A 14,266-nucleotide genomic window follows, 5' to 3' on the forward strand; every position below is an offset into this window, starting at 1 on the left:
GCGGGCCGGCTTCTTTTTCGGAAGCCGGCCCGTTTTGCGTTTCAGGCCCGAAAACCGGAAGCCGGAACCCTGGGAACCGGCAACGCCAAAAGCAACCCGGGTCGGGGACCCGAAGGAAAAAGGAGAACTTCCATGAGTGACGACATGATCCGCATCTACGAGATGAACAATGGAGAAAAGGCTTTCTCACCGTTCTCGCCCTCGGAGATGGACCGCCGGCAGACAGGGCTCAGAACGCTCATGGCGAAGCGGGAAATCGACGCCTGCCTGTTCACCTCCTATCACAACATCTGTTACTACTCCGGCTTCCTCTATTGCTACTTCGGCCGCAAATACGGCTTCCTCGTTACCCCGGAAAACGCGACCTCCATTGCCGCCGGCATCGACGGCGGCCAGCCCTGGCGCCGGACGCATGGCGACACGGTCATCTATACGGACTGGCGGCGAGACAATTATTTCCATGCCATCCAGTCACTGCTGGCGATGCCGAACCCGTCAGTCAAACGGATCGGTATCGAGTTCGATCACGTCTCTCTCGATCTCCTGAAGCAGCTTGAAGCGGCGCTGCCGGGTGTCGAGCTCGTGGATATCGCCGCGGACGCCATGGCGCAGCGCACGATCAAGAGCGCGGAGGAGCATGTGCTGATCCGCGAAGGCGCACGCATATGCGATGTTGGAGGAGCCGCCCTTGTGGAGGCCGTCGCGGCCGGCGTTCCTGAACACGAAGTGGCGATGGCCTCAACCAACGCCATGATCCGCGAGATCGCCGGATCGTTCCCTTTCGTGGAATTGATGGACACCTGGACCTGGTTCCAGTCGGGCATCAACACGGACGGTGCGCACAACCCGGTCACCAACAAGAAGGTCGAGTCCGGCGACATTCTCAGCCTCAACTGCTTTCCGATGATCTTCGGCTATTACACGGCTCTGGAGCGCACCCTCTTTTGCGATCACGTCCCGGACGCGCATCTGCGGCTGTGGGAAGTCAATTGCCATGTGCATCGCGAGGGCCTGAAGCTGATCCGGCCGGGCGCCCGGTGCCGCGATATTGCGGCAGAACTCAACGACATCTACCGCAGCCATGATCTTCTGAAATACCGCAGCTTCGGCTACGGACATTCCTTCGGCGTTCTCAGCCACTACTACGGCCGCGAGGCCTCGGTGGAACTGCGCGAGGATGTCGATACGGTGCTTGAACCGGGTATGGTGGTCTCCATGGAACCGATGATCATGGTCCCGGAAGGCCAGGCAGGCGCAGGTGGCTACCGCGAGCACGACATCCTGATCGTGACGGAAACCAGCGCTGAAAACATAACCGGTTTTCCGTTCGGTCCGGAGCACAACATCGTCGGCTAGAGCGTCGCGTTCAAACGGATAGATGGATTCGGGAAGACGCTCGCGGCAGCACTAGCATTGCGATGCGTTCGAGCGATTTCCTGAATTCAATTTAGCGCGACATGCTCTGGAAAAACGCCGGCGTGTCATGACGGCTCATTCGCAGATGTCTGCGGCGCAATGGACGTCCGCCGCAGGATCTGCCGGGCTTCCGCCCCCGACGGGGCTCGCGTATCTGTCCTGCCGGACCCGGGCATGACAGGGCAAGTCAAAGATGAAATCCCGCTCTCGTGCCGCTAGTGAAAGAAATCGGCGCGAGCGTTGCTGTTGATAATTCTTTGGAAATAGGCGACACCGTATTGTTAAATACACTTATTATCGATGACACGTATGATAACGGCTGAATTTCCAGGTTCATCGTAAAACCGTATCTCACCGCATCGGGGTACGATGGACTACGCCAACGGGGGAATAGAAATGCCTGAACCTTCTGAAGTCTCGTTGCCGGGCTCGGATTTGCCGCAGATGCTTCAGATGGATTTGGATATCGGGGATTTTTGCTCGAACTGGGCGCATTGCGATCTTCTTTCCGCATATCTCGCCCGGATGGTCAGTCACAACCGCCTCGATTCACTCCTGTTTTCAAATCTTTATTCCTCCGCGCTGAACGAATTGCTGGAAACCGTTTTCAGGGTTCACGGCAAGTCGGGCAAGCTGGAATGCTCGGTCCGGCGGCAGGGTGGTCTGGACCGGATCGAACTGGTTTTTCCGGCGGACGAAGACACGTTCCGGGTTTACAGCGAAGCGATCGACAAGCTGTCCGGCAAGGATGCGGAAAAGCTGTATCTGGAAGCGTTGTTTACCGAGGACGAACCGGACGCAAGTCTGGGACTTCTGGAACTCGGTGTCGATTACGGCGCCAGGCTTGCCATCGACCGGGCCGGCGACGGCCGGATGTGTCTGGTCGCCGAACTCACGCTTGAGGACGAAAACGAATGATTGCGGAAAATTCCACCCAGGCGTTTCAGTGGACCTATAACGAAAACGATCAGGAGTTCGCCCTGCACGGCAGCCTCCGCCCGCAGAAGGCGGAAGAGCTGAGCAACTGCATTTCGGCGCTCGATCAGTCTGTTTCCAACGTCAGCGGCAAATTCTACGTGAATGTCCGCCGCCTGGTGCGCATGAACAATGTCGCCTTCCATGCCATCGCCTGCAAGATCCTGGATCTGGTGCGCGGTCGCAGCGACCTCGACGTCCATGTGACCACGTCGAGCGTTGTTGGCTGGGCAACGCGAAAGTTCGCGGTCCTGGAAACCATGTCCGACAAGATCACGGTGAGCGAATACGACAGCGAGTTCTACCCGGGTCAGTCCTTTGTCGAGGATAGTGAATTCATCCACGTCCTGCGCACCCAGACGAAATTGACGTGGAAGCATGAAAAGGACCTGCTGCGACAGCACGGCCTGAAGCCCGGCATGCAGGTTGCCGACATCTGCTGCGGGATCGGTGATTTCGCGGTCCTTTTGCAGAAGGAATTCAGCCCGGACCGGCTGGTCGCGCTGGATCATTCCAAATCGAGCCTCGATTATGCGCGTCAGGTTGCCGCGGACTTCGGCATCAAGGGGATCGACTATGTTTTCGGCGATGCGGCCGACATGCTGCTGGAGGACAATCAGTTCGATTTCGTCACCTGCAGGCATTCCCTCCAGGTTTTCGACCGACCCGAACTGATCCTCAAGGAACTCTTCCGGATCTGCAAACCGGGCGGCCGGATCTACGTCACCAACGAGAAGAACTCCCATTGCCTGGGCGAGCCGCGCGGCGAGTCGATCCAGTGGACCTACAACGAGGTCGCCAAGCTCTGGCATCATTTCGACATGGACATCGAGATCGGCCCGAAAAGCCGGCGCTTGCTGATCGAAGGCGGCTTCGAGGATGTGACCATCGGCTCCTTCATGGTCACCAGCACCGATGGTGACCCGCAGGGCTTCGCCGATATCATTGCCTCGTGGAAGAACCTCTTCGCCGGCAAGATGGCAAGCGAGCGCGGTGACGATGCGGCTTTTGTCGAGCGTTTCGCCAAGGGATTTGACGACCACATCTTTGCGGCGCTTCACCCCAAGGGATATGCCGGATGGCCGATCTGGGTGGCCTCGGGGCGCAAGCCGCTATGACGACACCGGCTACCACTTCGCCGAGCGAAAAGCAGATCGGCCGCTTTTCGCTGCGCAGCTTCCGCGCCAAGTTCATGCTGGTCGTGGGCGCCGCGGTTCTGTTCGACCTCGCGCTTGCAGGCGGCATCGGCATCTGGAACGTCCAGCGGCTGTCTAAGGACGCCACCCAGCAGGTCGGTGACGGTCTCACCACGGCGACCGAGGAATATCTCCAGACCTATATCGACACGACGGCGTTCCGGGCCGATCTGCTGATCGAGCGGGTGCACTCGGAACTCGCGACGCTCGCCACCACCATGCAGACGCTGATCGATCATCCTGAAATCCAGGAAGCGGTCGGCGATACCGTGACCGGCAGCCCGGATTTTTCCTCGCCTCTGGCTTATGACGCCAACGGTGGATGGGCCCAGAACGAGGCCGGCGTGCCCTCGGCCGTCAGCGTCTGGGGATACCTGCTCGACGAAAACAGGCAACCGGTGCCCAAAGCCGCCGAAGAGCTGAAAAAGAGTGCCTTCCTCAGCCTCGTCGGCCCTTCGATGATGTCGACGGGCGCGCCCAAGCTGCAAATCTATTATGTCGGCCCGAAAGACGCCTCGATCATGCGGGCGACCCCTTATTCCGAACAGGCGCAGACGTTCGATCTGCTCTATCCGGGACACAACGAAGGCCCGAACTTCTGGGACTTCTTTTTCCCCGGCGTCTATGAAGGCTGGCAGGCATGGATCGCGGACCCGTCCTCGAAGCCGGTGGACTCCAACATCGTCACCACGGCGCCCTATGTGGACGCGATCACCGGCGAACTGATCGTCAGCTTCTTTCATCCGCTATGGTCGAGCGACCGCAAGGACCTGGCCGGCATGGTGGCGGTCGACATCACCCTTGAACAGCTCACATCGCTGGTCGAGAGTCTTGAAATTTCCGAGACCGGCTTCGGCTTCCTGGCCATGTCCGACGGCAATGTGGTGGCGACCAACTCCATAGGCGAGGAAACCCTGGGTCTCGTTTCCACCGATGTCAGCGGTCAGGGCGTCACCGGGGTCAACCGGAACCTGAAGGAAAGCAGCCAGGCCGCGATTGCCTCGCTTGAGCTCAATGCGACCCATGAAACGGTCATCGAGCATATCTTCCTCGATCAGGGCGGCGAGGAAGTGCCCTATCTTCTCGTGCTCAAGCAGCTCAATCCCACCAACCTGTGGGACGGGGCGGGGATCACCGGTGAAACGATGACCCTCGGGTTCGTCGTCTCGGAGCGGGAAATCTACCAGTCCCTGATCGACGCGACCGACAATATCTCCGCCGCAACGACGCGCATCCTGAACTATCAGATCATCGCTTTCTTCTTCAGCATCGTGGTGGTCTTCCTGGCTGTCTACGCGATCTCCGGTCGTATCACCAAAGGCCTGTCGCGGCTGGCAGATGCTGCCAGGGCGTTGCAGAACAAGGACTATTCCGTCCGCGTCGAGATCCCCACCCGTGACGAAGTGGCGGCGGTGGGCCTGGCGTTCAATCGCATGGCGGAAGAGATCAGCTATCATACCGAGAACCTGGAAAACCTGGTCGAGGAACGCACCAAAAAGCTGGAGACCGCCAACAGCGAGATCGTCGCGCTGAATGCACGCCTGAAGTCCGAAAACAGCAGGCTGGGCGCCGAGCTCGACATCGCCAAGCGTATTCAGGAGATGGTGCTTCCGCGCCTCAGCGAGCTGGAAATCATCCCGCAGATCGAGATCGCCGCCTTCATGGAGCCGGCGGACGAGGTCGGCGGAGACTATTACGACGTTCTGTTCGACGGCGAGCACATCAAGGTCGGTATCGGCGACGTGACCGGTCACGGGCTGGAAAGCGGCGTCCTGATGCTGATGGTCCAGTCTGTCGCCCTGGCGCTGCAGGAAAAGGGTGACAGGGATCCTGTCGCCTTTCTCGATGTCCTGAACCGGGCGGTCTTCAAGAACATCACCAGGACCCGCTCCGACAAGCACCTGACGCTGGCCTTTGTCGATTATCACGAAGGCAAGGTGACCTTGTCCGGCCAGCACGAAGAGGTTCTGATCATTCGCGCGAACGGCGAAACGGAACGCATCGACACCATCGATCTCGGCTTCCCGGTCGGTCTTGAAGAGGACATCTCACCCTTCGTCGCCACCCTGGACATGCCCTTCGGGCCGGAGGATGTTCTCATCCTGCACACGGACGGCATCACCGAAGCGGAAAACGACAAGGGCGAGATGTTCGGCATCGATCGGCTCAGCGAGAGTGCACATGAAAACCGGCTGAAATCGGCGAAGGGTATTGCGGAAGCGGTCATACTTGATGTCAAGTCGCATATTGGCGGGCATAAGGTATTCGATGACATCACACTTGTCGTACTGAAGCATAGGTAGGGTATGGTCGAGGATTACGGAAATACGGCTGCAGTCAACGGCGCCGATGCCAGGCGCTTTGCCCTCAAGCTGATGGCGGAGCCACTGGAGTTGAGCTGGCATCATTGCGGTGTCACCTCCGATTTCTTCGGCGAGTATTTCAGCCGCGCCTGCGACGGCAGCGTGGATGCTGTGGACGCCCGCCACAGCATCAGCTACATGATCAACGAGATCCTGGAAAACGCCATCAAGTTCCGCAAAGGCGGCAATATCGACATCACCGGCAGCCTGGAGGACGGGACGTTCGAACTCCTGATCAGGAACCGGATCGATGCGGGCACGGCGGAAAGCTTCAAGGCACACCTTGCGCAACTGCTCGAGCGTGAGCCGGGCGAGCTGTTGCTGGAGCGCATCGAGGAAAATGCTCTCAATCCGGACTCGACCGGTTCGGGACTTGGAATCCTCACGCTCATGAGCGATTACGAAGCCAAATTGGGCTGGTCTTTCGCCTCCGAGCATGTAAGTGAAGGCGTAGAGTTGACGACCTATGCGTCTTTGCGACTTTCCTGATCGCTGAAATATTCCAAAGGAAGACACCACAATGGAAATCAGCACGAACGATTACCGCGTTTGGACTGAAGGTTCGACCATCCACTATGAAGGTACGATGCGGCTCTCCGGCACGGATGCCTACGCGCCGATCCTGGAAGCCATGAATTCCATTCTGGCCGCCAAGCCGGAACTCATCACGCTTGACCTGACTAGCCTGCAGTTTCTCAACAGCTCGGGCATCAACCTGCTTGCCAAATTCACCATCGAAATCAGGAAGCAGCCGGAAGTCGGCGTCCGGGTTCTCGGGTCGAAGTCGATCCCCTGGCAATCGAAATCCCTCCGTAACCTGCAGCGTCTGCACCCCGCCCTGGAACTGACGATTTCCTGACCGCAATGCGGTCAGCCGCCTGAAGGTATCCGGGTGAATTTCCGCCTGGAAAGCCCGCTGCGGTTCGATGTTTTCCGGTGTGCAGCCATGCTGCAGGCGCGGCGCGCCCCGCCGCTCCGCTGATCTCCGCGCATTTTCCCTAAAGTTGGAACGGATCTTCACTTCAGGCGTTTGCCCCGCAACAGCGGGGTATATCGCATGGAATTTTCTGAAGAGAACAGGCAGGAGCTGCCGGAGCCGTCTGGCGCCCGGTCCACACGTCGCGTCGGCGTCGAAATCGAATTCGGCGGACTGACCGCGATTGAAGCAGCCGAAGTCGTCGTTGCGCAGCTTGGGGGCGATATCGAGAAGATCGACAGGCACCGCTACCGTCTCGTTGGTACGGCGCTGGGAGACTTCAAGGTCGAGCTCGACAGCAAATACGTGCACAGCGAGGACGACGCCTCGGACCTGGAACGCAAGGTCCGCAGCTTTGCCGGTGATCTGACAGGACCGATCGTTCCGACCGAGTTGGTCACCGATCCTTTGCCGGTTTCCCGGATCGGGGAAATCGACGCGCTGCTTGACCGCCTCGTCGCAGCCGGGGCGCTCGGCACGCAGCAGCTTCATCTGGCCTGCGGGCTGCATCTCAATGTCGAGTGGAACGACCGGGATATCCTGCCCATCTTGCGTATCCTGCAGGCCTACCTGATCAGTTCGCCTGACCTCCGCCGTGAGATTGCGCCCGATCCGATGAGGACACTGCTGCCGTTTATCGGTCACTTTCCGGAGGACTATCAGGACAAGGTTCTGGCCCCGGACTACCAACCGGATTTCAAGCGCTTTGTCGTCGATTACTGCCGCGCCAACCCGTCGAAGAACCGCGAGCTGGACCTGTTGCCGCTGCTCGCTTCGATTGATGAGGACACCGTCGCGGAAGCGCTCGGTCACCCGCCGGAGGCCGTGCGCCCCGCGTTCCACTACCGTCTGCCCAACGCCTCCCTTGGCGAGAGCAACTGGTCGATCGAAAAGGAATGGGATCGCTGGTTGTCCGTGGAGGCGCTGGCAGTGGATGAGGACAGGCTCAAGGCCGCTCTGTCCGCACGAAAAATGCCCGACACCAAACAGGAAGAGACGGGGACCTTTACCCGGATACTCAAGCGGGTGATCGGCAAATGAAACCGCTGATCGGAGTTTCCACATCCGCGCGCGGCGGCTGGCGGTCCTTTCTGGCGATCCGCTTTGCGCTCTGGCGCGCCGGGGCGACCGCAAGGCGCATCACCGCCGGAAAACCATATGATCTGAACGAGCTTGACGGCATCATCGCCGGCGGCGGCGATGATATTTCCGCGACGCTCTACGGTGGCAGCCTGATACCGGACGTCCGGCTCGATCCGGAACGCGATGCGCTCGAAACTAAGCTCATCCGGTCGGCGGTCAGCCGCGGGTTGCCCGTTCTGGGCATCTGCCGCGGCGCGCAGATGATCAATGTGTCGCTTGGCGGAAATCTCCATGCCGACGTTTGGGAAGCGTTCAAGAGCGCGCCCGAAATACGCACTGTGCTGCCGCGCAAGCGGATCACAGTGTCGAAAGACTCATGGCTCGACACGATTCTGGAGTGTGACGGCTGCCGTGTGAATGCCTTGCACCACCAGTCGGTGGACTCTCTCGGAGAGGGGTTGAGAGTGAGCGCCACAGATGACTACGGCATCATTCAGGCCATCGAGTCGGTCTCCCGCCCGCAGATACTTGGCGTCCAGTGGCACCCCGAACTGATGCCCTTCACGCGCAATCAACTCGGGCTGTTCACCTGGCTCGCCGACACCGCCAGAAACCGCGAAACGAAAACAGAGCATTTCATGCCCGGATTTGAGCGCCAGGCCGGGTGAAGCTAGAGAGCGCTGGCAAGCTGGAGCTGATCTGGCCACATGGGCGCACGGCAAACAGTCCTACACGACATGAACAGCAAGCGGCCCGAAGCCGTTGAAGCCGACCGAGGCATAGGTCGACGTGTAGGCGCCGGTTCCCTCGATCAGGACGTCGTCGCCGATCTGCAAATTGTGCGGCAGACGGCAGGGTCTTTGTTCGTAAAGCACATCGGCTGAATCGCAGGTCGGTCCCGCGAGAATATACGGGACCGTTGCCGTGTTTCCGTATCTGGTCGTCAGCGGATAGCGGATAGCCTCGTCCATGGTTTCCGCCAAACCGCCGAACTTGCCGATGTCGAGGTAAACCCATTGCAGCGGGTCTCCTGGGGATTTACTGGAAATTAGCACGACTTCGGACCTTATGGTGCCGGCATTGCCGACGAGACCGCGGCCCGGTTCGATCACCGTGTCGGGAAGCGCGTTGCCGAAATGGGCTCTCAGGGCGCGCCGGATTTCCCGGCCGTAATCGCCCGGTCCGGGAACGTCGCTCAGATACCGCGCCGGAAAGCCGCCGCCCAGATTGAGGCACCTGATCAGGACGCCTTCGTCGGCCAGCGTCTGAACCACTTTCGCTGCCTGTTCCAGGCTGCGCTGCCAGGCGGCCGGATCGGTCTGCTGGGAACCGACATGAAAGGACAGGCCGCAGGGATCGAGACCGCGTTGCCGGGCAAGATGCATGACGCAGATCGCGACGTAAGGATCGCAGCCGAATTTTCGCGACAACGGCCATTCGGCGCCGGCCCCGTCGGTCAATAGCCGGCAAAACACCTGAGAGCCGGGGGCGGCGCGGGCGATCTTTTCGACTTCCGCCGGGCAATCGACCGCGAATTGCCGAACACCCATACGGTACGCCTGCGCGATGTCGCGTTCTTTCTTGATGGTGTTGCCATAGGAAATGTCGCAGGCGGCAGCTCCCGCCTCCAGAACCATGTTCACCTCGGCAACGGAAGCGACATCGAACGAGGCTCCGAGCCCGACAAGCAACTCCAGGATCTCGGGCGCGGGATTGGCTTTGACCGCATAGTGGATTCTGGTTTGCGGCAGGGACCGCTGCAGCGCGCGGTAGGTCTTCCGGACGATCTCCAGATCAACGACAAGGCATGGCCCGTCGGCGAGGTCGCGGCGGTCCAGAAAATTGAGAATCTTTTTCGTGGTCATTCGAATCTCCTCCGGTTCGGAAAGCCTGTTTGCAGGCTGCGCGCGTCTCCCTCGATTGTTCGGGCACCCCTTGAACGGCAGCGGTGCCGGCTGGTTCTTTCCGGTCAGCGGTCGTTCAGATGATCGAAAAAGGTCGTGCCCCGGTAGTCCTTGCGGAAGAGGCCAAGATCGCCGAGCGCCGGAACGACCTGTTCCAGGAACAACCGCACCGACTCCACCGATCCGCCCGGGAAGGCTACAAAACCGTCGATGGCTCCCCCGGTCGCCCAGTCCTTGATCGCGGCCACCGCATCGGCTGGCGTACCCACAACCAGCCAGTGGGCGGAGCCGATGACTTCCGGTCGCCGAAGCAGGTCTTCAACGGTCGGCTCATCCCGCTCGATCATGCGCCGCAGCAGCTGGGAATGGGTCCGGCTGCGCACCTTTTCCGGCGGTGGCGGCAGATCCGACGCGGTCACATTCCTGCCGGTCGGCCAGTCGGACAGGTCCAGTCCCGTCATCTCCAGCACCGTGGCGAAGGCCCGCTGGCGGCTCATGCGCGCGTTCGTCTCGGCAAAGAGATCCTGCGCTTCGGCCTGTGTCGGGGCCAGGTAAAGGCTCAGGCCCGGCAGGACGCGGATGTCGTCTCCGTGCCGTCCCTGTGCCTCGGCGCGGCTGCGCAGGTCGGAGCGCAGGTCGATGGCGGCGGCCATGTCCGGTGTCGAGGCAAAGATCGCGTCGGCCACCGAGGAGGCGAAAGCCCGACCGGCATCCGAGGCGCCTGCCTGTACCAGCGGGATCGGGGCCTTGTCATAGCGCGGCAGGTTGAGCGGTCCCTTGACGCTGAAAAAAGCCCCCTGATGATCGACCGCCTTGACCTCGTCCGGGTCGGCAAAACGGCCGCTCGCCTTGTCCAGCTTCAGGGCATCCTGCGGGAAACTCGCCCAGAGTTGGCGGACGACTTCGGTGAACTCGGCTGCCCTTGCATAGCGGTCTTCCGGACTGGGCATTTCGGTGAGCCCGAAATTGCCGTTGCCGTCCAGCGCCGTGACGATATTCCAGCCCGCGCGGCCGTTGCTTAGCCAGTTCAGCGACTGGATCTGTCGGGCAACGATATAAGGCGGGAAGAAGGTCGTCGACGCGGTCGAAAGCAGCCCGATCCTCGAGGTCTCGCGGGCAATCGAAGCCAGCAGCAGCGTTGGATCCAGGCTGGCAAACCCCGTCCCCGACGCCAGCAGGTCCGTGTTCAGAAAAAGCGAATCCGGCAAGAAGGCAAAGTCGAGTTTCGCCCGCTCGGCGCGTTGTGCGATGTCGAGATAAAAGTCACTGCCGTAAAGGCCTTCCACGCCGCTGTCCGGACGCCGCCAGGCGTCGCCGCTGAGCCATGTCGGGGCGAGCGACATGCCAATATGCAATTTTTTCGAGAGGGTCATCTCATCCGCTCATGACTGGATTGAAAAACGAGTTGGGAGCTTGCTTTGGGTTTGCTGGCTCGTTTCGGATAGTATAAAGACTTCTGCAATGCAGAAGGTCAAGAGGTCGATTTTGCTCGAGACACGGCACGTAACCGCAGCTTATGGAAAACTGGAAGTGCTGAGCGATGTGTCCGTGCTCTTCCGGAAGGGCCGGCTGACGGCGGTCGCCGGGCCGAATGGCTGCGGCAAGTCCAGCCTGCTGAAAGCCATCATGGGGTTTCTGCCTGTCAGTGGTGGCGAGATCGTCCTGGAAGGCGAACAGGTGGCGCGGATCGGCCGGAAAAAGCTTGCCCGCCGCATCGCCTATCTGCCGCAGGACTGTTTCTGCCCGGACTATATGACCCTTGGCGAATTGATCGAGCTGGCAGGCTATTCCCGCTACGGGCTGGCCGGTGGGCCTTCCGAGCGAGACCGCGCGCTTTACCGGGAGGTGCTCGAAACGGTCGGATTGAGCGACAGGGCGGGATTTCCCGTCAACAAGCTTTCAGGCGGTCAGCGCCAGCGCGCCTGGATTGCCATGGTGCTGGCCCAGGACACGGATATCGTCCTTCTGGATGAACCGGTGAACCATCTCGACATGAAGTATCAATTCGCCGTTCTTGAACTGATCAGGGAACTGACCGAGATCCACGGAAAGACCGTCGTCGCGGTGCTGCACGACCTCAACCTGACCACCACCTTCGCCGACGACGTTGTCCTGATGCGCTCGGGCAGATGCGTGACGTCCGGGCCGGTTGCCGAGACGGTGACCACCGGCAACATCGAACGGGTTTTCGATCTCCGGACCCAGATTTTTCCAAGGGATGGACGCCTCGTCTGCTTTCCGGAGCGCGCGGGACACGCAGCGGTCTCCTGATGGAAAGGCGCACAGTCTTCCTGCTTGCGGTTCTTCCCCTGTTGCTGGTCGCGCTCGCCCTGCATTTGCTGGTGGGCTACCGGCCAGCGGATATTCCGGGCCTCATCGGCGCGGTGCTTCGCTTCGAAGCCCAAAGCTACGACGAGGCCGTGCTCCTGTTCCAGCGTCTGCCGCGCAGCCTGATCGCGATCTATGTCGGCAGCATCGCCGCTGCCAGCGGCTTCGTGCTGCAGAGCCTTGTGCGCAATCCTCTGGCGTCTCCGGCAACAATGGGTGTCAATGCGGGTGCCGCCCTGTTTCTCGTGGCCGGCGCGCTTGTGCTTGATATCGGACCGGCGCTGCAGGGTGTGGCCGCCCTTGCCGGGGCTCTGGCCGGCTTCGTTTGCTGCATTGCCATTGCCCGCTTTGCCGGCCGCCGCAACGATCCGCGCGGATTGTCGCTTATCCTTTCCGGAGCGCTGGTCTCCATGCTGTTTACCGGCATAACCAACGCCTTTTTGCTGTCCGACCCCGCACGGCGTTCGGAGTTTCTGAGCTGGGTGGTCGGCACAATCAATCATGCCTATATCGACAGGCTCGCCATGTTCTGGTGGGTCGGGGCGGGCGCCATCGTCGCCTTCCTCCTGCTCGCGCGGCCCCTCACGCTGATCCTGTTTGGCGCGGAAAAGGCGGCCTCGACCGGTGTCAATGTGCCCCTCGTCTCCCGCATCGCGATCCTGGCTGCCGTGCTTGGCTCCGGTTCCGTCGTCGCCGTATGCGGCCCGATCGGCTTCGTGGGACTGATCGTGCCGCATATGGTGCGCCCCTTTGTGGGCAACAATCTGGTCTTCGCGCTGCCTGCCTCGCTTGCGACGGGCGCCGTGGTCTGCCTGCTGGCGGATGTCTTCGCGCGCGAGGCTCTTTACCCCTATGTGCTGAGCACGGGCCTGGTGACGGATCTGATCGGCGGCGTCGTCTTTGTCATCATCGTCAAGCGTTTCTATCTCTCTCCTGCCAATCGGGAAGCGGCATGATCAGGCGCGGCACCGCGACGGACGGCAAACGGGTCCTGCGACTGGCGAACGGTCTTCAGATGCGGACCGGAAATCTCCTGGCAGGCTGCGGGCTTGCCGCAGCGGCGCTGATCCTGGCCGCCTGGTCCACAGGGCTCGGCCTGACGGATGCCGGACTTGCCGATCTGCTACGGGCGCTCACGGGCGGCTCTCTGTCCGATGCCGAAACATATGCGCTCCTGACGGTCCGGCTGCCGCGGATCCTGCTGGGCTTCATGGTCGGCTGGGCGGTGGCGCTCTCCGGTGCGCTGCTCCAGTCGATTGCGCGCAATCCACTCGCCGATCCTGGCCTTTTCGGTTTTAGCCAGGGCTCGATGATCATGATCATGCTGCTTCTGGTGATTGCACCGGTCGCGCCGAAAAGCCTGGTTGCGCTGGCAGCCGTGACAGGCGGGCTGTGCGTTGCCGGCCTGCTGCTCTGGCTGGTCGGCGGCGAGCGGTCAAGCGGCCTTTCGATCGTGCTGTTGGGGATCGCCGTCGAGACGGTTCTGTCCTCGTTCGGCTCGCTGCTGATCCTCTACCTGCCGACGGAAACCTCGATTGCCCTGTCCGAATGGCTTGCGGGGTCTCTGTTCCAGGCCAACTGGAGCGTGATCGCGGCCTTTACGCCGCTGTTCGTGCTTGGCCTTGTCGGCAGTCTTCTCGCCGGGGGCGCGACTTCCGCCTACGACCTTGGCACGGAGATGGCGCAGGCGCTTGGCGAACCTGTCGCCAGATCGCGGCCGTTGATCCTTCTGTTCGCGGTCGTCCTGAGTGCTGCCGCGGTGACGGCTGTCGGACCTCTGGTCTTTCTGGGAGTGCTCGCGCCGCATATTGCCGGCTTTCTCTCGCCGGCCGTCGGCCGGGCCCGCTTGTTACTCTCCGGGTTGGTGGGGGGCATGCTTGTCGTTGCCGCCGACGCACTCACCCGCGGCATTGCCGGTGGCCTCCCCCTGCCGCTCGGTCTCAGTCTGACGATGGTCGGTGTTCCGCTTTTCATCATCGCGCTGCGTCTTCAGGCGTTGCGAAAACTCCAGTCTCATTGAAAGGT

General features: G+C 61.0%; 13 protein-coding genes. 11 read left to right on the top strand and 2 right to left on the bottom strand.

What is annotated here, in order from left to right; translation table 11 throughout:
• Window positions 1-132: 132 nt before the first annotated feature.
• The 8 genes from Q1B40_RS01290 to Q1B40_RS01325 all read left to right on the top strand — a co-directional run bounded on the left by Q1B40_RS01290 (window position 133) and on the right by Q1B40_RS01325 (window position 8,677).
• Entirely contained in the window at window positions 133-1,356 is a 1,224-nt protein-coding gene (locus Q1B40_RS01290; RefSeq protein WP_299808847.1) for a M24 family metallopeptidase, read from the top strand.
• A gap of 456 nt (window positions 1,357-1,812) precedes the next feature.
• Window positions 1,813-2,334: a ubiquinone biosynthesis methyltransferase UbiE gene (locus Q1B40_RS01295; RefSeq protein ID WP_299808850.1), complete on the top strand. Its 522-nt coding sequence runs from the start codon at window positions 1,813-1,815 to the stop codon at window positions 2,332-2,334.
• The gene (locus tag Q1B40_RS01300; RefSeq protein ID WP_299808853.1) at window positions 2,331-3,509 is read left to right on the top strand and encodes a class I SAM-dependent methyltransferase; all 1,179 of its coding nucleotides are present in this window, start codon (window positions 2,331-2,333) and stop codon (window positions 3,507-3,509) included. The genes Q1B40_RS01295 and Q1B40_RS01300 overlap by 4 nt, the downstream gene beginning before the upstream one ends.
• Window positions 3,506-5,890, top strand: coding sequence for a SpoIIE family protein phosphatase (locus Q1B40_RS01305; protein WP_299812471.1), 2,385 nt, complete (start codon window positions 3,506-3,508; stop codon window positions 5,888-5,890). Before Q1B40_RS01300 ends, Q1B40_RS01305 begins: the two co-directional genes overlap by 4 nt.
• A 3-nt stretch (window positions 5,891-5,893) precedes the next feature.
• The gene (locus Q1B40_RS01310; protein ID WP_299808856.1) at window positions 5,894-6,439 is read left to right on the top strand and encodes an ATP-binding protein; all 546 of its coding nucleotides are present in this window, start codon (window positions 5,894-5,896) and stop codon (window positions 6,437-6,439) included.
• A 31-nt stretch (window positions 6,440-6,470) separates the two neighbouring features.
• Window positions 6,471-6,809, top strand: a complete 339-nt coding sequence (locus Q1B40_RS01315; RefSeq protein ID WP_299808859.1) for a hypothetical protein — start codon at window positions 6,471-6,473, stop codon at window positions 6,807-6,809.
• Between the two features lie 198 nt (window positions 6,810-7,007).
• Window positions 7,008-7,967 (top strand): amidoligase family protein, encoded by a 960-nt coding sequence (locus Q1B40_RS01320; RefSeq protein ID WP_299808862.1) that lies wholly within the window; start codon window positions 7,008-7,010, stop codon window positions 7,965-7,967.
• The gene (locus Q1B40_RS01325; protein ID WP_299808865.1) at window positions 7,964-8,677 is read left to right on the top strand and encodes a gamma-glutamyl-gamma-aminobutyrate hydrolase family protein; all 714 of its coding nucleotides are present in this window, start codon (window positions 7,964-7,966) and stop codon (window positions 8,675-8,677) included. The genes Q1B40_RS01320 and Q1B40_RS01325 overlap by 4 nt, the downstream gene beginning before the upstream one ends.
• A gap of 60 nt (window positions 8,678-8,737) precedes the next feature.
• Here Q1B40_RS01325 and Q1B40_RS01330 read toward each other — a convergent pair whose 3' ends face one another.
• Entirely contained in the window at window positions 8,738-9,874 is a 1,137-nt protein-coding gene (locus tag Q1B40_RS01330) for a type III PLP-dependent enzyme (RefSeq protein WP_299808869.1), read from the bottom strand.
• Between the two features lie 104 nt (window positions 9,875-9,978).
• On the bottom strand, window positions 9,979-11,286 hold the full coding sequence (locus Q1B40_RS01335) for an NtaA/DmoA family FMN-dependent monooxygenase (RefSeq protein ID WP_299808872.1): 1,308 nt from the start codon (window positions 11,284-11,286) through the stop codon (window positions 9,979-9,981).
• Between the two features lie 88 nt (window positions 11,287-11,374).
• Between Q1B40_RS01335 and Q1B40_RS01340 the strand changes: the two genes are divergently transcribed.
• Genes Q1B40_RS01340 through Q1B40_RS01350 form a run of 3 tightly spaced genes read left to right on the top strand, consistent with a single transcriptional unit; the run spans window position 11,375 to window position 14,261 of the window.
• Window positions 11,375-12,184 carry an ABC transporter ATP-binding protein gene (locus tag Q1B40_RS01340; RefSeq protein ID WP_299808875.1) on the top strand — a complete coding sequence of 270 codons (810 nt, stop codon included), beginning with the start codon at window positions 11,375-11,377 and terminating at the stop codon, window positions 12,182-12,184.
• The gene (locus tag Q1B40_RS01345; protein ID WP_299808878.1) at window positions 12,184-13,197 is read left to right on the top strand and encodes an iron ABC transporter permease; all 1,014 of its coding nucleotides are present in this window, start codon (window positions 12,184-12,186) and stop codon (window positions 13,195-13,197) included. Before Q1B40_RS01340 ends, Q1B40_RS01345 begins: the two co-directional genes overlap by 1 nt.
• Window positions 13,197-14,261 (top strand): iron ABC transporter permease, encoded by a 1,065-nt coding sequence (locus Q1B40_RS01350; RefSeq protein ID WP_299812473.1) that lies wholly within the window; start codon window positions 13,197-13,199, stop codon window positions 14,259-14,261. Before Q1B40_RS01345 ends, Q1B40_RS01350 begins: the two co-directional genes overlap by 1 nt.
• The last annotated feature ends 5 nt before the right edge of the window (window positions 14,262-14,266 follow it).

Source organism: uncultured Roseibium sp., from assembly GCF_947496995.1.
Lineage (GTDB): Bacteria > Pseudomonadota > Alphaproteobacteria > Rhizobiales > Stappiaceae > Roseibium.